This window comes from Kitasatospora sp. NPDC032150, from assembly GCF_055579945.1.
This window is the reverse complement of record NZ_JBVIMH010000002.1, coordinates 269538-291411: the sequence shown is the minus strand read 5'-3', so window position 1 is coordinate 291411 and position 21874 is coordinate 269538. Positions and strand designations below refer to the sequence as shown.

Below are 21874 nucleotides of genomic sequence, written 5' to 3'. Positions count from 1 at the left end.
CGCTTCGTCGTTCGCGGGTGTTCAGCGGACAGCGGAAACGGCATCCGTGTACTGCTCAGTGGTCAGATCATCGTCGGTGATTCCGAGGGTGACGAGCACCGACCGAACGACAGCGAGGGATGCGGGAAGATCGTCCGCTGTGGCTGCCAACGTCTCCACCTCGATGAAGGTACCGTCGATCTCCGGCACCCGGACGAGCGTGGCCAGGAGGTCACGTCCGTCGGCTCGGATGGTGTAGTTCCGGCACCTCTTCTCGAATGAGATCGCCGGTATGAAACCCAGGCCGCGCACGATGGCATGCGCGGCGCTGGCGTCGTCAACGCAGGTCTCTGCCTCGGGCTTCGAGCCGGACGCCTCATCTACCCTGGCGCCCTTGTAGGTCATCACGGTACGGGTGTCGTCGGCGCTGTGCACCGTCCTGATCCGAAGCTCTCGGTCGCCGCTCATAAGGGCGCCCGCAGGATCGTCGTAGTACGTGTCTTGATACACCTCGGGCCGCCCAGGGCCGTAAGCATCTTCAAGACGTGCCATGACACCCTCCGGGTCTCGTACGCGCGCCTTCAGCTCGGCCTCGATCGCCACTTCGTCCCTCCGTCAGATTACCCGGCGAGCATCTTCGACCATGGCATCAAACAGCCTGCGGAACCCCCGGTGCAAGGGCCCACGGGGAGTGCGCAGGATCTTGTAGGTGGCGGACTCGTGCCCCTCCCAGTCGGAATCGAACGCGCCGACGTACAGTGTGGTATCAAGCCTGATGATCCGCCATACCGGCAGGGTCCGATACCGGTAGACCTCAACTTCCCCTTCTGTAGCGAGTTCACGCAGCCGAGCCTCAGCGAGGCGGATGCCACTGGCCAGTGACTCAGCAGACTCCCCGATCTCGCTCGCCCGACAGGCAACAGCCGACGATTCCGGATCAAGCAGAAGGACTCGAAGCCTTGGTGGCTGATCACAGTCCCGATCAAGATGCGGGCGAAGAAGTCTCGAAGCCCGAGAATTCCTAAGCCGCGTACGGCAAGAACATCGAGGCAGGGCGGCGATGCCGATCGATCCGCCCTCCGAGATGACCACACCGGCCGGGCCCGGGGCGAGATCAGGTGCGGCGGCGCTAACTGTCGCAAGTCACGGCGTTGTTGACGGCGCGGCCGTGCAGGTTACCGGTACGGGGCGTAGCGGTCCTCCTCAGCGGATGTCGTGGTCTGGGTGGGTCTGGTCGTATGCGCTCCGTGCCTCGGCGATGACGACGCGGTGGGCGAGCGACCAGTCGGCGAGCGCCTTGACCAGGTGGGTCAGGCCGGCTCCGGTCTCGGTCAGACGGTAGTCGACCTGGGCCGGAACGGTCGGGTACACGGTGCGCAGCACGAGGCCGTCGCGTTCGAGCCTGCGCACGGTGAGGGTGAGCATGCGCTGGGAGATGCCGTCGATGGCGCGTTGCAGTTCGCGGAACCGACGCGGGCCGCTCGCGAGTTCGACGATCACCAGCACCGACCATTTGTCCCCGATGCGGTCCAGGACGTCGCGAATGCCGCAGTCGGGATGGTCCTCGCGTCCGCAGGGGTCGAGGTCGGCGGGGGCGGTTACCCCGGTGTGCGTGAGTGACATCGAACTGCCTTCTTGTGGCCGGTGTGCGGGCGATCGAGGATCAAGCGTAGTTACCGATGAGAACCACGACGGAAGACTGCGACTGACATGATCTTGGTGACCGGAGCAAGCGGGAACCTCGGCTCTGCCACCCTTGCGGCGCTGCGCGCCCGCGGCGTCGCCGCGACGGGCGGCAGCCGCACGCCACGCGAGGGGATGCGGCGCCTCGACTTCGATGACCACGTGAGCCTCGATCTCTCCGGGGTGTCGACCCTGGTACTGATCTCCGCCGGCTATGCCGAGGACGACCAGGTCGTCGGACGGCACGCGGCGGTCCTGGACGCCGCCGTCCGCGATGGCGTCCGCCATGTCGTCTACACGAGCCTGACCACTGCCGGCGACCATCTCGGATTCGCACTTGCGCACCGTGCCACCGAACGCCTCGTGCGGGCGAGCGGATTGCCATGGACGATCCTGCGCAACGGCCTGTACGCCGAACTCTTCGGCGGCCTGCTGATGTGGGCCGAAGACGGCGTGGAGTCCGCGTTCGGGGACGGCGCCCTGGCGGCGGTCGCACGGGGGGATCTCGCCGATTCCGCGGCGATCGTTGCGGCGGATCCCGCAGGGCACGGCGGGCGCGTCTACGACCTCGTCGGCACGCCGATCACCGCGGGCCAGGTGGCCGACCGGCTCGGGGTTCCGCACCGCGCCATCGGCCTGGACGAGTACCGGCGCAGGCTCCTCCACGGGACGCCGGGGCTCCTGCCGTTCCAGTCGCCCATGCTCGCCTCGATTGCCACCGGCATCCGACACGGCTTCCTGGACGGCACCACCCCCGACCTCACGGACCTTCTCGGCCGCCCGGGTCGCGACCCACTGGCTACGGCCGTTGCGGCCGCGTCCGCCACGCGACCGGAAGCGAGCTTCTAGCAGCGGTGTTTCCGTCGCCGGTCGGCGGTGATCCCGGCCCGGGGCGGCGGCGCTTCAGCCCCACCCTGGGCATAGGGACCAGATAAAGATCTTGCGCAACAGGAGATCTGACAGACCGCCAGCCTGGGGGGCCCGCACCACGAGGGATTTGTTCGAATTTGAATCATCGGGTACGGTCAAAGCTCTACTCGGTTCAAATTTGAATCACTCCCCGAGCGCTGGAGACACGCATGCCGAACCCGACTGCCCCCGCTTCCGCCGCCCGCACCGACCGGGAGACCGACTGGAGGTCGCCCACCTCCCCGCACGCACACGACATCGGACTGCTACTGATCCGGCTCGCCCTGGGCCTGACCATGGCGGCGCACGGCAGCCAGAAGTTGCTCGGCTGGTTCGGTGGCGGCGGTATCGACGGCACTGCCGCCTTCTTCACCGCGAGTGGCTACCCGGCCGGCAAGGCGATGGCCGCGGTGGCCGGCCTCACCGAGACCCTCGGCGGGCTCGGCCTGGCCGTGGGCCTGCTCACCCCGCTCGCGGGCGCGGCACTGGTCGGCACGATGGTCAACGCGCTCGCGGTCATCTGGGGCGGCGGGTTCTTCGCACCGAAGGGCGTCGAGTACGAGCTGCTGCTGACGGCCGCCGCTGCCGGAATAGCCCTGACCGGCCCCGGCCGGATCGCCCTCGACCGGTTCCTGCCGGTGGTGCGCTCGCACCGGCTGGCGTACGGCGCCGCCGCCGTGGTGCTCGGCCTGGTCACCGCGGTGATCGTCCTCCTGCTGCGCAAGTGACCTGAATTCCAACCCTCCTGACGGCCACCCGGAGCCAACTCGGGTGGTCGTCAGCGGCTTTGGGGAACCGATGAGCCGGGAGCCCGGCGGGACCACTCGCTAAAGGAATCCCCAAAGCGCGGCTCTGTCGCGCCGTCAGAAATTAACCTCCCACATCTACCCGCGTAAACTCCGGCGCCCCCACCATTGGCTGAGCACCATCAAAGGCCCCCCACCCCCACCGTCAGGGGCTCATCCCCCTTCCCCGGAGCCGGAGTTCACCATGTCCAGATTCGGTCTCGCCCGGCGGTCCCGCGCCGTTGCCGGTACCGCACTGCTGTCCGCGATGGCCCTGCTCACGGGCGTCGGCCAGCCACCCGCGGCGACGGGCACGCACTCGCTGCTCACCTTCCCGGACCAGGACCACAGCGCGGTCTACAGCTTCATCAACTCGGCAACCACCTCGGTCGACGTGACCATGTACGAGCTGCGCGACACCGCCGCGGTGACCGCGCTGGTGAACCGGAAGAAGGCCGGGGTGAAGGTCCGGGTGATCCTGGACGCCAAGCACACCTCGGTGAACGGCTCGGCCTACTCCGCGCTCAAGGCCGCGGGCGTCGGCGTGACGTACTCCTCCTCGGCGTACGTCTACACGCACCAGAAGACGGTCACGGTGGACCACGCCAAGTCCCTGATCCTGACCGGGAACCTGGACTCCACCTACTACTCCTCCAGCCGTGACTACGGCGTCTTCGACAGCGACTCGGCCGATGTCGCGGCGATCGAGCAGGTCTTCGACGCGGACTACGCCAAGACCTCCGTCACCCCGGCCGACGGCGACGACCTGGTCTGGTCCCCCACCGACTCGGAGAGCCGGCTGCTCGACCTGATCAACGGCGCCCAGCACTCCCTGGACGTCGAGGAGCTGGAGTTCGGCGACACCGACCTGGTGAACGCGATCGTGGCGGCCGAGCAGCGCGGGGTGACCGTACGGGTGGTCGGCATGGACCCGAGCAGCTACGGCAGCAACTTCGACCAGGTGACGGCGGCCGGTGGCTCGGTGGTCACCTACTCCTCCACCACCGGTCTGTACATCCACGCCAAGGCCATCGTCGCGGACTACGGAACCAACACGTCCGAGGTCTTCGCCGGTTCGGAGAACCTCTCCGACAACTCGCTCAACAGCAACCGCGAACTCGGCCTGATCGTCGACGCCCCGGCCGTGCTCGACGGCATCGAGAACACCTTCGCGACCGACTTCGCCGACGGCACGCCTTACTAGGCAGGCCGACCGGGGCGTCCGGTCCACGACCGGTCTCGCTCCCTCTCCTCCGGATCGGAGAACACGAGGAGGGGCAGCACGACGGCCATTGCTCCGAGTGTTTGGCGCGTTGAACACCGCCCCGCCTCAACAGAACCCGGGTGGGCTGATGAATCATCATCAACCCACCCGGCTCATGCGCCTCTTCGCCCCGGTGCCGCTCAGCTGTTGATGCTGTACGGGTCGCCGTAGACCTTCCACTTCAGCGGCGGGTTGAGGTCGAAGTTCCTGGCGTTCAGGAAGACCCGCTGTTCGGTGTCGACCCGGCTGGTGTCACTGTGCGCCTCCTCCTTCTTCATGACGGCCTTGCGGACGTCCAGGAAGGCGTTGAGGTAGGTGGCCTCGTCGCCGCCCTGGGCGGGCGTCCTGGCCTTCTTCATGGCGGCGGCACGGATGCCGCCGAAGCTGTCCGAGTCGGTGCCCGGACCGTGCATCACGATGGCGTCGTAGTAGATGAACTGGCCGAGCGCGCGCAGCCCGTCGGACTTGGCCTGGTTGACCGCGGGGTTGAAGTAGACCCGGTCGCGCTCGTCGTTCTGCGCCTGCTGGAAGACCGGGTCCTTGGCGGCGGTGGCCCAGTCCTTGGTGAACGGGGTGCCGAGGCCGGCGTGCGATTCCGAGCCGTTGACCTTCTTCAGCGCGGGCAGGTACTTGGCCAGGACGTTGTCGTGCTTCAGGTCCGTGTAGTGCTGGACCAGTTCGAGCATGTCACCGGTCCCGGAGCAGAAGCCGATGATCCCCGCGGTGTAGCCGCGACCGTCGTGGATGTCCTCGATGTACTTGTACTGGGCCTTCCAGTCCAGCGAGGAGTTCTCGGCACTGGACACCAGCTGCATGGCGATGTCCTTCTTGTGCGGGTCGTCCAGGCCGGCCCCGGCCTTCACGGCGGAGGCGGCCACGGGGGTGGCCGCGTGTCCGACTCCGGCGGTGGCGAGCGATGCGGGTATCACGGCGAGCGCGACTGCGAGGGCGATGCGGCCGACCCGGTGCTTCGAGTGCATATGACGCTCCGTCTTCTGTCGCCGGGCACAGGGATGCCCGAGGAGTAGAGAGTTAGGAAACTTTCCTAACTGTCCTTGACGCAGTCGATTAACGCAGACCGACATGGACACCGCAAGAGGCTCGGCGCATCCGGTTCGGGCGTGGCGCCACCCGCGGCCCGCCCCAACTACCAACACCGCACGAGGAGTTCGCAGGTCACATCCACTTCGGCCGGATCACCGGCAGAGCGGGCCCGGGAGCGCGCGAGCCACCCCCGGGAACGCCGAAGGGCCCCGGAGCCGGAGCTCCGGGACCCTTCGGGCTGCCGTCAGTACGTCACGCGCCGCGCAGCACCGCGCCGGTGCGGGCCGCGGCGGCCGCCACGGCGGACTCGCGCACGGCCGAGGCCTCGTCGGCGGTCAGCGTACGGTCGGCGGCACGGAAGCGCAGCGAGTACGCCAGCGACTTCTTGCCCTCGCCCGCCTGCTCGCCGGTGAAGACGTCGAACAGCCGGATGGACTCCAGCAGTTCACCCGCGCCCTCGCGCAGCGCGGCCTCCACCTCGGCGGCCGGGACGGCGGAGTCCACGATCAGGGCGACGTCCTGGGTGGCCACCGGGTACGAGGACACGGTCGGGCCGCTCACCCGCTGCGCGCCGTCGGCGAACAGCAGGTCCAGGTCGAGCTCCATCACGCTGGTGCGCTCGGGCAGGTTCAGCGCCTTGATGACCCTCGGGTGCAGCTCACCCGCGTAGCCCACCACCCGGTCGCCGACCGCGAGTTCGGCGCAGCGGCCAGGGTGCCACGGGGCGAGCTGGGACTGACGGACCGTCAACTCGACGTTGGCCGCGCGGGCCACCGTGCGAGCGGCCTCGATCGCGTCCGCCCAGCAGGAGGCACCGCCCCTGCCCCACCAGCCGGACGGCAGCCGCTCGCCCGCGAGGGCGACCGCGACCCGGCGCGGCTGGTTCGGCAGCGCGGCGTCCAGCGCCGCCAGCTCCTCCTCGACCGGACGGCGGTCGACCGGCAGGCGCGGGGCGACCTTCTGCTCAGCCTTGGGCAGGAAGACCGTGCCCGTCTCGAACAGCGCCAGGTCGGTGTTGCCCCGGCCGACGTTGCGGCGCAGCGCGCCGAGCAGGCCCGGCACCAACGAGGTCCGCAGCGACGGCTCCTCGTCGTTGAGCGGGTTGACCAGCTTGACCGTGCGGCGGCGCTCGTCGTCCGCCTCCAGGCCGAGCGCGTCCAGCAGGCTCTCGCCGATGAACGGGTAGTTGATCACCTCCACGTAGCCGGCCCCGGCCAGCGCCACGCCGACGCGGCGGTGGAAGCGCTGCACCTCGGTCAGCCCGCGGCCCGGCGGGACGGTGGGCATCCGGGTGGGTACGTTGTCGTAGCCCTCGAGCCGGATGACCTCCTCCGCGAGGTCGTACGGGTCGGTGAGGTCGGGGCGCCAGGTCGGCGGGGTGACCTCCAGGACGTCCGCGCCGATCACGGTGCAGCCGATCTCCTGCAGGCGCCGGGTGACGGTCTCGCGGCCGTACTCGGTGCCCGCGACCCGGTCCGGCAGGTCGGCGGCGATCTGGATGGTGCGCAGGGGGTGCGGGGCGGCGATGTCGGTGACACCGGCCTCGGCGGTGCCGCCGGCGATCAGGACCAGCAGGTCCACCGCGCGCTGGGCGGCGGCGCGGGCGGCCTCCGGGTCGACACCGCGCTCGAAGCGCTTGGACGCCTCGGAAGGCAGCTTGTGCCGCTTGGCGGTACGGGCGACCGAGATCGGGTCGAAGTGCGCCGCCTCGATGATCACCTCGGTGGTGCCCGGGCCCGCGGCCGGGTCGAGGATCTCGGTGGAAGCGCCGCCCATGACCCCGGCCAGGCCGATCGGCCCGGAGTTGTCGCAGATCAGCAGGTCCTCGACGGAGAGCTTGCGCTCGACGCCGTCCAGCGTGGTGAGCTTCTCGCCCTCCTCCGCGCGGCGGACCAGGATCGGCCCGTTCACCCGCTCGCGGTCATAGGCGTGCAGCGGCTGGCCGACCTCCAGCATCACGTAGTTGGTGATGTCGACGGTCAGCGAGATCGGGCGGATGCCCGCCTTCTGCAGGCGGCGCTGCAGCCAGATCGGCGACTGCGCGCTCGGGTCGACGCCGGTGACGGTACGGGCGACGAAGCGGTCGCAGCCGGCCGGGTCGGCGACCTTGACCGGGTAGCCGTCGGCGTTGGCCGGGGGCACGTCCAGCAGCGCCGGGTCGGCCAGCGGCAGCCCGTACGCGGCGGCGGCCTCGCGGGCCACGCCGCGCATGGACAGGCAGTAGCCGCGGTCCGGGGTGACGGCGATGTCCAGCACCTCGTCGACCAGCTGGAGCAGCTCGATGGCGTCGGTGCCGGGCTCGAGGTGCGACTCCAGCACCAGGATGCCGCCGTGGTCGTCGCCCATGCCCAGTTCGCGGGTGGAGCAGATCATGCCGGCCGAGGTGTGGCCGTAGGTCTGCCGCGCGGCGATCGGGAACGGGCCGGGCAGCACCGCGCCCGGGAGCACGACCACGACCTTGTCGCCGACGGCGAAGTTGGTCGCACCGCAGACGATCTCCTGCGGCTCGCCGGTGCCGTTGGCGTCGCCGACGTTGACGAAGCAGTGCCGGATCGGCTTCTTGAAGCCGGCCAGCTCCTCGATCGAGAGCACCTCGCCGACCACGATCGGGCCCTTGAGGTCGGCGCCGATCTGTTCGACGGTCTCGACCTCGAGGCCGGCACGGACCAGTCGGGCCGCGACGTCGCGGCCGGTCTCACCCGCCGGAAGGTCGACGTACTCGCGCAGCCAGGAAAGCGGGACGCGCATCAGATCTCCATCCCGAACGGGAGGGTGAAGCGGACGTCACCCTCGACCATGTCGCGCATGTCGGCGACGTTGTGACGATTCATCAGGATTCGCTCCAGGCCCAGGCCGAAGGCGAACCCGCTGTAGCGGTCCGGGTCGACACCGCAGGCGACCAGGACGCGCGGATTTACCACGCCGCAGCCGCCGAGTTCGATCCAGCCCTCGGAGGAGCAGGTGCGGCAGGGCCGCTCCGGGTTGCCGACGCTGGCACCCAGGCAGACGAAGCACTGCAGGTCCACCTCGGCGCTCGGCTCGGTGAACGGGAAGTACGACGGCCGCCAGCGCAGCTGGAGGTCGCCGCCGATGAGCGTCGCGACCAGGTGCTCGATGGTGCCCTTGAGGTCGGCGAAGGTGATGCCCTCGTCCACCGCGAGGCCCTCGACCTGGCGGAAGACCGGGGTGTGGGTGGCGTCCAGCTCGTCGGTGCGGTAGACGCGGCCGGGGCTGATCGCGTACAGCGGGGGCTCGCGGTCGAGCATGGTGCGGATCTGCACCGGGGAGGTCTGGGTGCGCAGGACCACACCGGAGTCCGCCGAGCCGTCCGGGGCCTGGACGAAGAAGGTGTCCTGCATCGAGCGGGCCGGGTGGTCCTCGTGCAGGTTGAGGGCGTCGAAGTTGAGCCACTCGGCCTCGACCTCGGGGCCGGAGGCGACCTCGTAGCCCATGGCCACGAAGGTGTCCTCGACCCGCTCGGCGAGGGTGGTCAGCGGGTGGCGGGCGCCGCGCGGGTCGCGGGCGTACGGCAGGGTGACGTCCACCGCCTCCTCGACCAGTACCCGGGCGTCGCGCTCCGCCTCCAGCTCGGCCTGGCGCCTGGCCAGGGCCTGGTTGACGGCGCCACGGGCCTGGCCGATCAGCTTGCCCGCGGCGGCCTTGGCGTGCGGCGGCAGCGCGCCGATCTCACGGTTGGCGAGCGAGAGCGGCGAGCGGTCGCCGGTGTGCGCGACCTTCGCCTCCTTGAGCTGCGCCAGGTCGCCGGCCGCGGCGAACGCGGCGATCGCCCCGTCCCTGGCCTGCTCCACCACCTCGGGCTTCAATGCCTCGACCTCTACCGGGTCGTACGACTTGTTGGGTGCCGACATCGCTATCTTTCCCGTGCTCCTGCTCGTGAAGTGAAGGGGTCCGTCTCGCCCTTGCGCTACGCCCGGCGTGGCCGGGGCACGGGCAGCCGCTCCCGCACCTGTCAGGAAGGGTGTCCGCGGCGCGGCCGCGCAGGGCGTCCCACAACGCCAAAGGTCGAGTGTAGTCGCAGCGCGTAGCGCCCCAGGGGCGCGGGAGGCGCCGGGCACCGTCGCGCGGGCCCCGGACACCCGCGCGCCGGCACCGATCGGTGGGCGCGGGGAACCGTCCGGAAGACCGGTACGAAGGTGCTCGGCCGCTCGCGCACCGCCCCGATGGGCACGCCCGCCTGCCTTCGCCGCCCGCCGGGCGGGACTTCAGAGCATGAAGTCCGGCACTCCGGCGGGCAGGATAAATCGGAACCGGGCGCCGCCGCCGGGCGCGCGGCTGATCCTGATGGTGCCGCCGTGGGCCTCGACGATGCCCTTGACGATGTAGAGGCCGAGGCCGGTGCCGCCGCGCTTGGAGCCGCGCCAGAAGCGGGTGAAGACGCGCGGCATGGACTCCTCCGGAATGCCGGTGCCTTCGTCGCTCACGGTGACTGCGGTCCCTTCGATGACTCGGCCCCCGGGGGCCCTGGGCGGGGTGCCGGGACGCTCCCGGCCTGTCGCCTCGACCAGTTCCTTGGCGGGCGCCACCTCGATCGTGACAGTTCCCTCGCCGTGCCGCACCGCATTTTCCAGCAGGTTGGCCAGCACCTGGTCGATCTTGTCGGGATCGGCCCAGAGCTGGGTGAGCGGCTCGGTGACCCTGATGTCGAAGCGGTCGGCCGGGATCCCGGCGGCGACCTTGCCGTCCACGTGCCGCCGCACCGCCGCCGCCAGGTCCACCACCTGCTTGTGGATCTCCAGCCGGCCGGCGTCGATCCGGGAGATGTCCAGGAGTTCGGCGATCAGGCGGGTGACCCGGTCCGCGTCGGCGTCGACGGTCTCCAGCATCACCCGCTTCTGCCCGTCGGTGAACCGCTCCCACTTGGCCAGCAGCGTGGCGGTGAAGCCCTTGACGCTGGTGAGCGGGGAGCGCAGCTCGTGCGCCACGGTGGCGATCAGCTCGGCGTGGCTGCGCTCGGTACGGCGGCGCGCCTCGGTGCCGCGCAGCGCCACCACCACCCGTCGGACCGGGCCGCAGGGCCGCTCGCGCACGTAGCGGGCGGAGACCAGCACCTCGCGGCCGCCGGGCAGCAGCAGGTTCCGCTCGGGCTGGCCGGTGCGGATGGCCAGCCCCCCGTACGGGTCGGTCAGCTGCCACCAGCGGCGGCCGTCCAGGTCCTCCAGCGGGAGCGCCTGCTCCAGCGGGGTGCCGAGGGCGGCCCGGATCCCGGTGAGTCGGACGGCGGCACGGTTGAAGCAGACCACCTCGCCCGCCGCGTCGGCGATCACCAGTCCGTCCGGCAGGTCGTCCGGGTTCACCTGGGACCCGCTGCCGTCCATGGGTGTCCTCCCCGCTCAGAGCCTCCTGCGCCGACGGCCGCCATCGCCTGCCCGGCCCCTGCCCCCGGCCCACCGTGCGCTGGTGTCGGTGGCACTACCCACCGTGTCCGTTCCCCCACGGCCAGACCCTAGCGCCACTACCCCTGTGCGCGACACCCTCCGGGCGAGCGCTGCGCACGAGCGGAGGCATAGAGGCACACGGCGGCGGCGGTGGCGAGGTTGAGGCTCTCGGCGTGCCCGTGAATGGGGACGCGCACCACCTCGTCGGCGAGTGCGCGGGTCTCCTCGGGCAGACCCCAGGCCTCGTTGCCGAACACCCAGGCACCGGGTGCGCCCAGGGTGCCCTCGTCCAGCTCCTGGTCGAGGTCGCGCTCCCCCGCCCCGTCGGCGGCCAGCACCCGTACGCCCGCCTCGCGCAGCCGCTCGACGGCCTCCTCGATCGGCACACCGGTGGCCACCGGCAGGTGGAACAAGCTGCCCACCGAGGCCCGGACGGCCTTCGGGTTGTACGGGTCCACCGAGGCGTCGGTGAGGATCACCGCGTCGGCCCCGGCGGCGTCGGCGGTGCGCAGCACGGTGCCCGCGTTCCCGGGGTCGCGCACGTGCGCCAGTACGGCGACCAGCTGCGGGCGGGCCCTGAGCACATCCTCGAACGGGGTGTCGATGAAGCGGCAGAGCGCGACGATGCCCTGCGGGGTGACCGTGTCGCAGATCTCCGCGATCACCTCGTCGGTGGCGGTGAGCACCGGCAGGCCGGCCTCCCGGGCCGCGGAGACGATGTCGGCGTGCCGTTCCAGGGCCTGCGGCGTGAGGTAGATCTCGACCACGGCGTGCTCGTCCGAGCCCGCCAGCCGCCCGTACGCGACGGCCTCCCGGACCGCCTGCGGGCCCTCGGCCAGGAAGCGGCGCTCCTTGCTGCGCTGGTTGCGCCGGGCCAGCTTGCGGGCGGCGACGACGCGCGGGGAGCGCAGGGAGGTGAGCAGGGGGATGTCGGTGCTCTGCATGCTCTCGTTCTCTGTGGGCAGCCGCGGGCGGCGTCAGCGGCCGGTGCGGCTCTGCGGGGGACCCGGGAAGCACTCAGACCCGCAGGCAGCGGGCCTGCGGGTCTGAGCGGATCAGCTACGGTGCCGAAGCTCCGGCCTTGATCAGGCGGCGACCTTGGGGGCGTTGACGTCCTCCGGCAGCGCCTTCTTGGCGACCTCGACCAGGGCGACGAACGCGACCTGGTCGTTGACGGCCAGCTCGGCCAGCATCTTGCGGTCGATCTCGACGCCGGCGGCCTTCAGACCCTGAACGAAGCGGTTGTAGGTGATGCCGTTGGCACGGGCCGCAGCGTTGATGCGCTGGATCCACAGCTGACGGAAGTCGCCCTTACGCTTCTTACGGTCGTTGAAGTTGTAGACCAGCGAGTGGGTGACCTGCTCCTTGGCCTTGCGGTACAGGCGCGAGCGCTGGCCACGGTAGCCGCTGGCGCGCTCCAGGATGACCCGGCGCTTCTTGTGGGCGTTGACTGCCCGCTTGACGCGTGCCACTTCATTACTCCTTGGGTTGGACCACGGACTACTTCACGTGGTCCGTCATTCGAATGGGTCGGGAAGGATCAGCTGGCCCCACCGGTCCGCGGTCGCGGCCCGGCAGGAGGGCGATCACTTGCCCAGAAGCTTCTTGATCTTCTTGGCGTCGGCCGGGGCCATCTCGACCGTGCCGGCCAGCTTGCGGGTCAGCGTCGAGGGCTTGTGCTCGAGCAGGTGGCGACGGCCGGCACGCTCGCGCAGCACCTTGCCGGAGCCGCTGATCTTGAAGCGCTTGCTGGCGCCGCTGTGGGTCTTTTGCTTCGGCATGTCGCCGTATCTCCTCGTCGGTCCGCCCACCGCCCGCGTTCCGGGGAACGCGGGCGGTGAACTGGATGGATCACTGGTACGCAGGGCAGGCTGCCCCGGTACCTCGGTGGCCGGTCCGCCCGGACCGCCGTACAGCCCTGGAGGGGGCTCAGGCGTCCTTGGCGGCCTCGGCCGGCTGCTCGACCTCGGCGGCGGCTTCCTCAGCCTCGACCACGACGTCGTCAGCGGTGTCGGCGTCGACGTCGACGTCGACGTCGACGTCGTCAGCCGCGTCGGCGTCGTTGGGACCGATGTTCCGGCCCTGACGCTCGGCCTTGCGGGCGTCCGCTGCGGCGCGGGCCTCGGCCATCGCCTCGGTCTTCTTCTTGTGCGGGCCAAGAACCATGATCATGTTACGGCCGTCCTGCTTGGCCGAGGACTCGACGAATCCCAGGTCCTGGACGTCGTTCGCGAGCCGCTGCAGCAGTCGGAAGCCCAGCTCGGGGCGGGACTGCTCACGACCGCGGAACATGATCGTGATCTTGACCTTGTCGCCCTGCTTGAGGAACCGGACGACGTGACCCTTCTTGGTGTCGTAGTCGTGCGGGTCGATCTTCGGCCGGAGCTTCATCTCCTTGATGACCGTGTGCGCCTGGTTCTTGCGCGCCTCACGGGCCTTCATGGCCGACTCGTACTTGAACTTGCCGTAGTCCATGAGCTTGCACACCGGCGGCCGAGCGGTCGCCGCGACCTCAACCAGGTCAAGGTCGTACTCCTGCGCAAGCTCCAGCGCCTTGGCAAGCGGCACGATGCCGACCTGCTCGCCGCTGGGACCGACGAGTCGCACCTCGGGGACGCGAATCCGGTCGTTGATGCGGGGCTCGGTGCTGATGGGGCCTCCTCGGTTGCACCTTCTGCGATGCGGCCGTCGGACGGCGGTCGCACGTAGTGGACTCGACCACTGGGCGGGGCTTCATTCGTGCTGCGCTGCTCTGTGGTGCAGGCACCGCGGCACGAAAAAAGCCCCGCTCGGTACACAGGCGGGGCTCCACACAACCGGGGGCGGTGCCCGTCTTCTGGACGGACACTGCGGCGAGCACCGGACCTTGCGGCCGATGTCGCGGACCGGACCCTCCGACCCTTGAGTCGGACAGGTGGGAGACTTTCGCGGTTGCCCTCTCGGGCCTCCTGAAGTGGAGCCTCCACTTGCTGGCCGGGCAATCCGTGGGGCTGCCTGGCCGGTCAGTCTCGAAGCATACCAGCGTTCGGAGCCCGGCAGGTATTCCGGGCCCGGTCAAGGGCCGAGTCCATTGCGCTGGTCAGCGCCTCCACGACCCCTTGTACGCTCCCTCTGTACCCCCGAGTGCCCCGACCGGTCACCGCACGGCCTTTCCCACCACGGAGTGAGTCCCCTTGAGCAGCCAGCCCCACGAGCACGATGACGAGACCGTCGGCTTCGACGACCTCACCCGCGACATCGCCGAGGTCCCGGCGGTCGAGGTGATCACCACCGTCGCGGTGCACCTGATGAGTGCGGCCGCCGTCAAGTGCGGCCTCGCCGAGGGCGGCGAGAAGGACAAGGACCTGGACGAGGCACGCAAGCTGATCACCGCGCTGGCCGGCCTGGTCACCGCCGGGGCTCCCGAGATCAGCAACTTCCACGCCGCGCCGCTGCGTGACGGACTGCGCTCGCTGCAGTTGGCCTTCCGCGAGGCTTCCCTGGTCCCGGACGCCCCGGGTGCCGGTCCCGGCGAGAAGTTCACCGGGCCCGTCTACAGCTGACGGAACCCGTTTGGGCCGGCCGGTGTCCCGGGGCACGGGGTGCCGGCCGGCCTGCGTCGAGGCCGACCGGCAACGGAGAGCGCGAATGAGCCGACTGCGCCGGCTTCTGCCCCGGTCCGCCCGGCGCGAAGGTGCGAAGCGGCTCAGTGGCCCGTGCCCGGGATGCCGCGCGGCTCACGCCCGATCATTCGCGCTCGTACAGCGACTCCCCGGCGGGGGCGCCGGTGGGCGGGAGGAGCGCCAGGTCGAGCCCGTGGTCGAGCCTGACCCGGAGCAGCGCGTCACCGACCAGGGCGGCGGCCAGCCGCTGGGCCAGTTCCTGTACCGGCGCGTCCGGTTCGAGGGCGAGCGCCAGCACCGCGTCGGTCCCGGAGGACGGGCCCGAGCCGCGCAGCTCGGCCCGCAGGACGGCCGGCTCGGCGGCGAGCAGTGCCCGGACCGCCTGCCGGACCTCCGGGTCCCGCGCGGGCGGCAGGTAGGGACGGTTCTCCGCGACGGCCCGCAGCCGGGCACCGCTGAGCGGGTAGCTGACCGGCCCCGCCGGGTCGATCAAGAGGGTGTCGGCGCGCTCGGAGAACGCCACCATCGCGGCCTGCGGGGCGGCGACCGGAGCCGGGCGGGCGTCCGCGCGCCAGCGGGCCATCGTCTCCAGCGACGTGAAGGCGGGCAGGGCGCGGCGGCCGTCGGCGGCCTCGATCACCGGTACCGCCATGTCGCTGGTCTTCTCGTGCTTGAGCCCATTGGCATCGGTCTCCACCTCGCCGAGCAGCGCGACGATCGGGACCATCAGCCGACTCGGCGTCAGGGCTTCGAGCAGGCCGGGTTCGGCGGCCCGGTCCTCGGCCCAAGCGGCCAGCGCCGCACTGAGGCGGGGGTCGGCGGTGCCGTCGTCGTCGGCGAATCCGGGGTTCGGGATGTTCTTGCGGTCCACCCACCGAGCCTATGCCACCTTATGGGCCGGCCCCGCCCGGCCACGGCCCCGCCCGAGCGGAGGCACCGCCCGGGCCTTGAACGGCCACCCGGAACGCGACCGACCTCTACCCAGTGGCGGGGGCGGTGTGGGACGCTGCCGCGCATGGTCACCCTCCTCGCCGCCGGGCCCACCGCCGGGACGGCCTCTGACCGGGCCCGTTACGACCGGGCCACCGCGCACCTCGACGCGCCGCTGGCCATCGTCGATCTGGCCGCCTTCGACGCCAACGCCGCCGACCTGGTGCGCCGCGCGGCCGGGAAGCCGATCCGGGTGGCGAGCAAGTCCGTGCGCTGCCGGGCCCTGCTGGAGCGGGTGCTGGCCGTGCAGGGCTTCGCCGGGATCATGAGCTACACGCTGGCCGAGTCGATCTGGCTGGCCCGCTCCGGTTTCACCGACGTCCTGCTCGCGTACCCCTCGGCGGACCGCGCCAACTTCGGCCTGCTGACCAGCGATCCCGAGCTGGCCTCCGCCGTGACCGTGGTCGTCGACGATCCCGCGCAGCTGGATCTGGTGGAGGCCGCCCGCGAGGGCAGCGAGGAGGTGCGGGTCTGCCTGGAGCTGGACGCCTCGCTGCACCTGCTGGGCGGCCGGATCCGGATCGGCGCCCGGCGCTCCCCGCTGCGCACCCCGGAGGCCCTGGGCGCCTTCGCCGAACTGGTCCAGCGCCGCCCGGGATTCCGGGTGGTGGGGCTGATGGCGTACGAGGGGCATGTCGCGGGCGTCGGCGACCGGATCCCGGGTCGGCCGGTACGCTCCAAGGCCGTTCAGCTGATGCAGGCGAAGGCCAGGACCGAGCTGGCCGAGCGCCGGGCCGCGACGGTGCGCGCGCTGCGCCGGGTCGCGGAGCTGGAGTTCGTCAACGGCGGCGGCACCGGCAGCGTGGAGTCCACGGCAGCCGAACGGGCGGTCACCGAGGTGGCCGCCGGGTCCGGGCTGTACCTTCCCCGACTCTTCGACAACTACCGTTCCTTCCAGGGTCGTCCGGCCGCACTGTTCGCCCAGCCGGTGGTCCGCCGGCCCGGGGTCGGCGTGGTGACGGTGCTCGGCGGCGGCTACCCGGCCTCCGGCCCGGCGGGGGCGGACCGCTCCCCCGTCCCCTACCTGCCCGAGGGTCTCGAGTACGACCCGCAGGAGGGCGCAGGCGAGGTGCAGACCCCGCTGCTGGGTCCAGCGGCGGACGATCTGCTGATCGGCGACCGGGTCTGGTTCCGGCACGCCAAGGCCGGCGAACTGTGCGAACGCTTCGACCAGTTGCACCTGGTCGAGGGCGACCGGGTGGTGCGCACCGTACCGACCTACCGCGGCGAGGGGCAGACCTTCCTTTGAGCGGCGGCCCCGCCGCGTGACTCGGCCGCCAGTTCCGGAGAGCGGCCAACGCCGCCTGCCCCTCGGCGAGTTCGGCGAGGGCCCCTTGGTGGCGGTGCCGTCCGGCCAGGACCCTGCCGAGGTGGTGCGCCAGCAGCGCCAGCACCGTGGGGAGAGCACAGCGGCGCTGCGCGCGATGGGGGATGCGCGTCCGAGGGCCCCTCACCCCAGCTTCCGACCCGTAGGTTCCCCGGCCGATGGCGGGCTGGGGAGAGCGAGCTACCGGCACGCGACGCCGCGGGCCCTGTTGCCGGTCGGTCTCAACATCCGAAAGCGCGCCCCTGGCGGCCGGGTGGCCCCGTCACTGCGGGACCTCCCGACCGCCGGCTCGGATCAGGCGCTGGTTCCGGCGGCCGGTCCGCCGTTGCCGCGGCCGCCGGTGAAGGCGGTGATGCCGTTGACGATGGAGTCCATCTGGTCCACGGACGGGGCCTTGTCGGCGATGTCGAAGCCGAGGTGGACCGAGGCCAGGGACTTGCCGTTGCCGCCGGGGAAGACCACGGTCTCCACGTAACCGTCGTTGCCCTGCTGCGCGGAGACCTTCCAGCGGACCAGGTAGCCGCTGCTCCCGTTCACCGTGACGGCCTCGGACTTCAGTTCCTGGTGCCCCTTGATCGTGCCGTACGACTCCTTGGCGGCGGCGGCGATGTCCTGCTCGGCGGCCGCCTTGGGGTCGGTGCCGTCCAGCCGGCCGGTCGTCACCCCGCCGAGGGTGCAGGTGTTCTGCCCGTCGGCGCAGGTGTACGAGCCGATGCTGAGCCCGGCGAAGCCGTTGTCGGTGGTGCCGCCCTTCCAGCCGGACGGGACCGGGAGGCTGATTCCGTTGACGATGTCCACGGCGACCTTGCCGGTCGAACCCCCACCGAGGCCGCCGCCGAGACCGCCGCCGTTGGAGCCGCCGCCACCGAGACCGCCGCCGTTGGAGCCGCCGCCACCGAGACCGCCGCCGAGACCGGGGCTCCCGCCGTTCGAGCCGCCGCCGTTGAGCCCGGGACCCCCACCGTTGAGCCCGGGGCCGCCGAAGCCGTTGCCGTGCTTGGCCCGGTTGGGGTACGCCGCCGCGGTCGGGTTCGACTTGTGGTCCATGGCCAGATAGGTGATGCCCGAGCCGACGGCCAGACCGGCGAGCGCGGCCACGGTAGCGGCGATCGCCACCGTCTTCGGCGGCTTCCTGCGGGTGCGCGGGACACCCGGTCCGTACCCGGTCCCGGCGTCGGCCACCGACAGCTCGGGATAGCGGACCGTCGGACCACCGGACAGCACCTCGCCGACCAGCACCTGCTGATCCGCCGTGAACTCGGGCCGCGGCCCCGGCTGGGTGGCGGGCGCCGGGCGGGTGGTGGCCGTCCAACCCCTTCCGTCCCACCACCGCTCGGGGCGGGGCTCACTGATGGTGTCCTGCGGGTCCGGGTACCACCCGGCGGGGATCTGCTCGCTCACCCTGAAGAATCTAAACGGTTCCGGATAAGTGCGATATCAGCAGGCCGACCATTCCGCGCTTTTCCGATGAGATTCCAATGAGAAGTCGACGGATCGCCACGAACGGCAAATCCGGACCCCACCGCCAGGCACGCCCGGACAGCCGCATATTGACTGCGGGTCAGCATCCGGAACGGGAGAATCCGGACATGACGACCAGACCCGTGATCGGCATCAGCACCCACCTCACCGAGGCGATCTGGGACAGCTGGGACCGGCAGCGCGCCGTCCTGCTCTCCGCCCGCTACCCCGCGATGGTCCAGGCCGCCGGGGGAATCGCCTTCCTGCTCCCACCCGACTCGCCGCAGCGCGCCCCCCAGGCGCTGACCCACCTGGACGCGCTGGTGGTCTCCGGTGGACCGGATCTCCATCCCGCCTACTACGACGCCGAGCCGCACCCGAGGACCCGCGCGGTCACCCCGGAGCGCGACGCCTGGGAGCTCGCCCTGCTGCGCGCGGCGCTGGCCACCGGACTGCCGCTGCTGGGCATCTGCCGGGGCATGCAGCTGCTCAACGTGGTCCTCGGCGGCACGCTGATCCAGCACCTGGAGCACGGCGAGGCACACCTGGGCTCTCCCAAGGGGTACGGACGCCACACCGTCCGGCCGGTACCGGGGACGCTGCTGGCCGGGCTGCTGCCGGAGACGGAGGTGTCCGTCCCGACCTACCACCACCAGGCGGTGGACCGGCTCGGCACCGGGCTGACCGTCTCCGCGTACGCCGAGGACGGCACCGTCGAGGCCGTCGAGGGCGGCGGGTTCACCCTCGGGGTGCAGTGGCACCCCGAGCAGGGCGAGGACCTGCGGGTGCTGCAGGCACTGGTCGGCGCCGCGGTGGTGGCCCGGGCCCAGGGGCGGTCCGCCGGGTTGCTGCCGATCCTGGAGTGATCTCGGCCACCGGTCCCCATCAAGCCGCTGACCTGCACAGACGGCGAGGCCAACGGGAACGACAACGGTCACCAGTGCAGCCTTTGGATCTTCCTACGATCTGGGGTTCACTTCGTGTGCGGGCTGACCGGCAGCCCGTGGTGCACCAGCGCTCGGGAGAGGACTATCGATGGCCGCGCACGACCACGATCACGACCATGCGCATGACGGCCACGGCCACTCGCACGGGGTGGCCGCGGACGCCGACCGCCGCTGGCTGGTCAGCGCTCTGACCCTGATCGTCGTCTTCATGGCGGGCGAGGTGGTGGTCGGCTTCGCCGCCAGGTCGCTGGCACTGATCTCGGACGCCGCCCACATGCTGACCGACGCGGCATCGATCGTGCTGGCCCTGGTCGCCATGCGGCTCGCCGCGCGCCCCGCCCGGGGCGGGTTCACCTACGGGCTCAAGCGCGCCGAGATCCTCTCGGCCCAGGCCAACGGCATCACCCTGCTGCTGCTGTCGACCTGGCTCGGGTACGAGGCGATCCGGCGGCTGATCTCGCCACCGGAGGTGACCGGCTCGCTGGTGCTGGTCACCGCCCTGGTCGGAATCGTGGTCAACATCGCGGCGGCCTGGTGCATGTCGAAGGCCAACCGCTCCTCGCTGAACGTCGAGGGCGCCTTCCAGCACGTGCTCACCGACCTCTACGCGTTCATCGCCACCGCGATCTCCGGTGCCGTGGTACTGACCACCGGCTTCCACCAGGCGGACGCCATCGCCTCGCTGATCGTGGTCGCGCTGATGCTGAAGGCGGGAGTGGGCCTGGTCCGCGACTCCGGCCGGATCTTCCTGGAGGCCGCGCCCGCCGGCATCGACCCGGATGCGATCGCCGACCAACTGGTGGCCTCCCCCCAGGTCGAGGAGATCCACGACCTGCACATCTGGGAGATCACCTCCGGGCAGCCGGCCCTCTCCGCGCACATCCTGGTCACCCCGGGCGGCGACTGCCACGCCGTGCGCCGCGAGCTCCAGCGCCGGCTGCGCGAGGACTACCGGATCACCCACGCCACCCTGCAGGTCGACCACGTCGGCGAGGACGCCTCGCAGGAACTGCTGCAGATCTCCCAGGCCCCCGGTGCCGACCTGGCCGACCACTGCGCCGACTCGCACGGCCCGGTCCACCGCAGCGGTCCGCACGAGCACTGAGCGGCCGGTCCGCCGACCCTGCTGATTGGCGGCTCCGCCGCGGGGAGCGCCCGGAGGCGAGCGGGCGAGTCCCGCCCCGAGCTGAAGGGCGCGCCGGTGCCGCAAGGGAGGAGCGCGGGAGCGACCGACGGAGGAGGGAGCGCGGGAGCGACGACCGGTCGGCACCGGGTCAGAGCGCCCGGAGGCGAGCGGGCGAGTTGCAGCCGCGGCGGTACGGCATCATCTGGAGGGTGACCGCACCGCGACTGATGCTGCTCGACACCGCGAGCCTCTACTTCCGTGCCTACTTCGGCGTACCGGAGTCGGTGAAGTCCCCGGACGGGCAGCCCGTGAACGCCGTTCGCGGGCTGCTCGACTTCATCGCCCGCCTGGTCCAGGACCACCGCCCCGACCAGTTGGTCGCCTGCATGGACGCCGACTGGCGCCCGCAGTGGCGGGTGGACCTCATCCCGTCCTACAAGACCCACCGGGTGGCCGAGGAGTCCACCGAGGGCGAGGAGGAGATCCCGGACTCCCTCGCACCCCAGGTACCGGTGATCGAGCAGGTGCTCGACGCCCTCGGCATCGCCAGGATCGGCGTCCCCGGTTACGAGGCCGACGACGTGATCGGCTCCCTCACCGCCCGTGCCACCGGCCCGGTGGAGATCGTCACCGGCGACCGTGACCTCTTCCAACTGGTGGACGACGCAAGGGAGATCACCGTCCTCTACCCGGTGAAGGGGGTCGGCTCCGCACAGCGCACCGACGACGCGGTACTGCTGGAGAAGTACGGCGTCACCGGCGCCTCGTACGCCGATCTCGCCGCGCTGCGGGGGGACCCGAGCGACGGGCTGCCGGGGGTGAAGGGGGTCGGCGAGAAGACGGCTTCGCAACTGCTGCGGGAGTACGGCGACTTGGCCGCCGTCCGCGCGGCGGCGCTGGACCCGGCCTCGCGGCTCACCCCGGCCCGGCGGAAGAACCTGCTGGAGGGCTCGGCCTATCTCGACGTCGCGCCGAAGGTGGTCCGGGTGGCGGTCGACGTACCGCTGCCCGCGGTGGACGCCACGCTGCCGCGCGAGCCGCTGGACCCGATGACGCTGGAGGAGCTGTCGGCCCGCTGGGGGCTGGGCGGCTCGCTGGAGCGGCTGCTCGACGTGCTCGCCGGCGCGTAGGCCGGCCGCGCAGCCGTGGCGCGGGAGGGCAGGGGCGGCCCAGGACGGGCCGCCCCGTCCCCGCGAACGCCCGGCCTCGCCACGGGACAACGGGAGTTGGTCATACACGTTTCCGCCACAGAATGATCCGTTGGCGTTCCCCCGAAGGTACTGAAAGGCGTACCGGCGGGTAGCTAGGGTCTCCCCCTGTCATGCCCCGGCCGCTTCGACGGCCGCGGGCCCGGGGTTTTC

Annotated in this window: 20 protein-coding genes; 8 read left to right on the top strand and 12 right to left on the bottom strand. The window is 71.2% G+C overall.

Annotation, left to right across the window (positions count from 1 at the left end):
- Positions 1-21 precede the first annotated feature (21 nt).
- On the bottom strand, positions 22-582 hold the full coding sequence (gene cyaB, locus ACZ5ON_RS03625; protein WP_465584874.1) for a class IV adenylate cyclase: 561 nt from the start codon (positions 580-582) through the stop codon (positions 22-24).
- Positions 583-1182: 600 nt separating this feature from the next.
- Positions 1183-1602, bottom strand: a complete 420-nt coding sequence (locus ACZ5ON_RS03620) for a winged helix-turn-helix transcriptional regulator (RefSeq protein ID WP_465584868.1) — start codon at positions 1600-1602, stop codon at positions 1183-1185.
- Positions 1603-1689: 87 nt separating this feature from the next.
- On the opposite strand from ACZ5ON_RS03620, the gene ACZ5ON_RS03615 reads away from it, so the two are divergent.
- The 3 genes from ACZ5ON_RS03615 to ACZ5ON_RS03605 all read left to right on the top strand — a co-directional run bounded on the left by ACZ5ON_RS03615 (position 1690) and on the right by ACZ5ON_RS03605 (position 4560).
- Positions 1690-2511 carry an NAD(P)H-binding protein gene (locus ACZ5ON_RS03615; protein ID WP_465584865.1) on the top strand — a complete coding sequence of 274 codons (822 nt, stop codon included), beginning with the start codon at positions 1690-1692 and terminating at the stop codon, positions 2509-2511.
- 230 nt (positions 2512-2741) lie between these two features.
- Complete coding sequence (locus ACZ5ON_RS03610; protein WP_465584861.1) at positions 2742-3299, top strand: DoxX family protein; 558 nt, start codon at positions 2742-2744, stop codon at positions 3297-3299.
- Positions 3300-3561: 262 nt separating this feature from the next.
- Positions 3562-4560, top strand: coding sequence for a phospholipase D-like domain-containing protein (locus tag ACZ5ON_RS03605; protein WP_465584855.1), 999 nt, complete (start codon positions 3562-3564; stop codon positions 4558-4560).
- A 200-nt stretch (positions 4561-4760) separates the two neighbouring features.
- On the opposite strand, the gene ACZ5ON_RS03600 is transcribed toward ACZ5ON_RS03605, so the two are convergent.
- The 8 genes from ACZ5ON_RS03600 to infC form a co-directional block, all read right to left on the bottom strand.
- Positions 4761-5600, bottom strand: coding sequence for a chitosanase (locus ACZ5ON_RS03600; RefSeq protein WP_465584850.1), 840 nt, complete (start codon positions 5598-5600; stop codon positions 4761-4763).
- A gap of 316 nt (positions 5601-5916) precedes the next feature.
- Positions 5917-8412 carry a phenylalanine--tRNA ligase subunit beta gene (gene pheT, locus ACZ5ON_RS03595; protein ID WP_465584847.1) on the bottom strand — a complete coding sequence of 832 codons (2496 nt, stop codon included), beginning with the start codon at positions 8410-8412 and terminating at the stop codon, positions 5917-5919.
- The gene (gene pheS / locus ACZ5ON_RS03590; RefSeq protein WP_465584842.1) at positions 8412-9533 is read right to left on the bottom strand and encodes a phenylalanine--tRNA ligase subunit alpha; all 1122 of its coding nucleotides are present in this window, start codon (positions 9531-9533) and stop codon (positions 8412-8414) included. The genes pheT and pheS overlap by 1 nt, the downstream gene beginning before the upstream one ends.
- Positions 9534-9887: 354 nt before the next feature.
- Entirely contained in the window at positions 9888-11000 is a 1113-nt protein-coding gene (locus tag ACZ5ON_RS03585; protein ID WP_465584837.1) for a sensor histidine kinase, read from the bottom strand.
- A 137-nt stretch (positions 11001-11137) separates the two neighbouring features.
- A complete protein-coding gene (locus ACZ5ON_RS03580) occupies positions 11138-12004 on the bottom strand; it encodes a TrmH family RNA methyltransferase (RefSeq protein ID WP_465584832.1) in 867 nt (288 codons plus the stop codon).
- A 141-nt stretch (positions 12005-12145) separates the two neighbouring features.
- Complete coding sequence (gene rplT, locus ACZ5ON_RS03575) at positions 12146-12532, bottom strand: 50S ribosomal protein L20 (protein WP_344635457.1); 387 nt, start codon at positions 12530-12532, stop codon at positions 12146-12148.
- 114 nt (positions 12533-12646) lie between these two features.
- Positions 12647-12841 (bottom strand): 50S ribosomal protein L35, encoded by a 195-nt coding sequence (rpmI, locus tag ACZ5ON_RS03570; protein WP_030286227.1) that lies wholly within the window; start codon positions 12839-12841, stop codon positions 12647-12649.
- A 148-nt stretch (positions 12842-12989) separates the two neighbouring features.
- Complete coding sequence (gene infC / locus ACZ5ON_RS03565; RefSeq protein WP_465585332.1) at positions 12990-13712, bottom strand: translation initiation factor IF-3; 723 nt, start codon at positions 13710-13712, stop codon at positions 12990-12992.
- Positions 13713-14233: 521 nt separating this feature from the next.
- On the opposite strand from infC, the gene ACZ5ON_RS03560 reads away from it, so the two are divergent.
- Positions 14234-14602 (top strand): DUF1844 domain-containing protein, encoded by a 369-nt coding sequence (locus ACZ5ON_RS03560; RefSeq protein WP_465584825.1) that lies wholly within the window; start codon positions 14234-14236, stop codon positions 14600-14602.
- A gap of 184 nt (positions 14603-14786) precedes the next feature.
- On the opposite strand, the gene ACZ5ON_RS03555 is transcribed toward ACZ5ON_RS03560, so the two are convergent.
- A complete protein-coding gene (locus ACZ5ON_RS03555; protein WP_465584820.1) occupies positions 14787-15533 on the bottom strand; it encodes an SseB family protein in 747 nt (248 codons plus the stop codon).
- A 144-nt stretch (positions 15534-15677) separates the two neighbouring features.
- Between ACZ5ON_RS03555 and ACZ5ON_RS03550 the strand changes: the two genes are divergently transcribed.
- The gene (locus ACZ5ON_RS03550; RefSeq protein WP_465584817.1) at positions 15678-16901 is read left to right on the top strand and encodes an amino acid deaminase/aldolase; all 1224 of its coding nucleotides are present in this window, start codon (positions 15678-15680) and stop codon (positions 16899-16901) included.
- Between the two features lie 372 nt (positions 16902-17273).
- Here the strand turns inward: ACZ5ON_RS03550 and ACZ5ON_RS03545 are convergent, their stop codons facing one another.
- The gene (locus tag ACZ5ON_RS03545; protein ID WP_465584814.1) at positions 17274-18380 is read right to left on the bottom strand and encodes a DUF2510 domain-containing protein; all 1107 of its coding nucleotides are present in this window, start codon (positions 18378-18380) and stop codon (positions 17274-17276) included.
- A 188-nt stretch (positions 18381-18568) separates the two neighbouring features.
- Between ACZ5ON_RS03545 and ACZ5ON_RS03540 the strand changes: the two genes are divergently transcribed.
- From ACZ5ON_RS03540 to ACZ5ON_RS03530, 3 genes are all read left to right on the top strand, one after another.
- Positions 18569-19306: a gamma-glutamyl-gamma-aminobutyrate hydrolase family protein gene (locus tag ACZ5ON_RS03540; protein ID WP_465584811.1), complete on the top strand. Its 738-nt coding sequence runs from the start codon at positions 18569-18571 to the stop codon at positions 19304-19306.
- A gap of 169 nt (positions 19307-19475) precedes the next feature.
- Positions 19476-20492: a cation diffusion facilitator family transporter gene (locus tag ACZ5ON_RS03535; RefSeq protein ID WP_465584804.1), complete on the top strand. Its 1017-nt coding sequence runs from the start codon at positions 19476-19478 to the stop codon at positions 20490-20492.
- A gap of 248 nt (positions 20493-20740) precedes the next feature.
- Positions 20741-21643: a 5'-3' exonuclease gene (locus tag ACZ5ON_RS03530; protein ID WP_465585329.1), complete on the top strand. Its 903-nt coding sequence runs from the start codon at positions 20741-20743 to the stop codon at positions 21641-21643.
- Positions 21644-21874: the final 231 nt, after the last annotated feature.

Excerpts from the sequence above, each read along its gene's own strand:
- ACZ5ON_RS03620 (WP_465584868.1), bottom strand. The coding sequence starts at position 1,602 with ATGTCACTCACGCACACCGGGGTAACCGCCCCCGCCGACCTCGACCCC.
- ACZ5ON_RS03615 (WP_465584865.1), top strand. The coding sequence starts at position 1,690 with ATGATCTTGGTGACCGGAGCAAGCGGGAACCTCGGCTCTGCCACCCTT.
- ACZ5ON_RS03610 (WP_465584861.1), top strand. The coding sequence starts at position 2,742 with ATGCCGAACCCGACTGCCCCCGCTTCCGCCGCCCGCACCGACCGGGAG.
- ACZ5ON_RS03605 (WP_465584855.1), top strand. The coding sequence starts at position 3,562 with ATGTCCAGATTCGGTCTCGCCCGGCGGTCCCGCGCCGTTGCCGGTACC.
- ACZ5ON_RS03600 (WP_465584850.1), bottom strand. The coding sequence starts at position 5,600 with ATGCACTCGAAGCACCGGGTCGGCCGCATCGCCCTCGCAGTCGCGCTC.
- pheT (WP_465584847.1), bottom strand. The coding sequence starts at position 8,412 with ATGCGCGTCCCGCTTTCCTGGCTGCGCGAGTACGTCGACCTTCCGGCG.
- pheS (WP_465584842.1), bottom strand. The coding sequence starts at position 9,533 with ATGTCGGCACCCAACAAGTCGTACGACCCGGTAGAGGTCGAGGCATTG.
- ACZ5ON_RS03585 (WP_465584837.1), bottom strand. The coding sequence starts at position 11,000 with ATGGACGGCAGCGGGTCCCAGGTGAACCCGGACGACCTGCCGGACGGA.
- ACZ5ON_RS03580 (WP_465584832.1), bottom strand. The coding sequence starts at position 12,004 with ATGCAGAGCACCGACATCCCCCTGCTCACCTCCCTGCGCTCCCCGCGC.
- rpmI (WP_030286227.1), bottom strand. The coding sequence starts at position 12,841 with ATGCCGAAGCAAAAGACCCACAGCGGCGCCAGCAAGCGCTTCAAGATC.
- ACZ5ON_RS03550 (WP_465584817.1), top strand. The coding sequence starts at position 15,678 with ATGGTCACCCTCCTCGCCGCCGGGCCCACCGCCGGGACGGCCTCTGAC.
- ACZ5ON_RS03540 (WP_465584811.1), top strand. The coding sequence starts at position 18,569 with ATGACGACCAGACCCGTGATCGGCATCAGCACCCACCTCACCGAGGCG.
- ACZ5ON_RS03535 (WP_465584804.1), top strand. The coding sequence starts at position 19,476 with ATGGCCGCGCACGACCACGATCACGACCATGCGCATGACGGCCACGGC.
- ACZ5ON_RS03530 (WP_465585329.1), top strand. The coding sequence starts at position 20,741 with ATGCTGCTCGACACCGCGAGCCTCTACTTCCGTGCCTACTTCGGCGTA.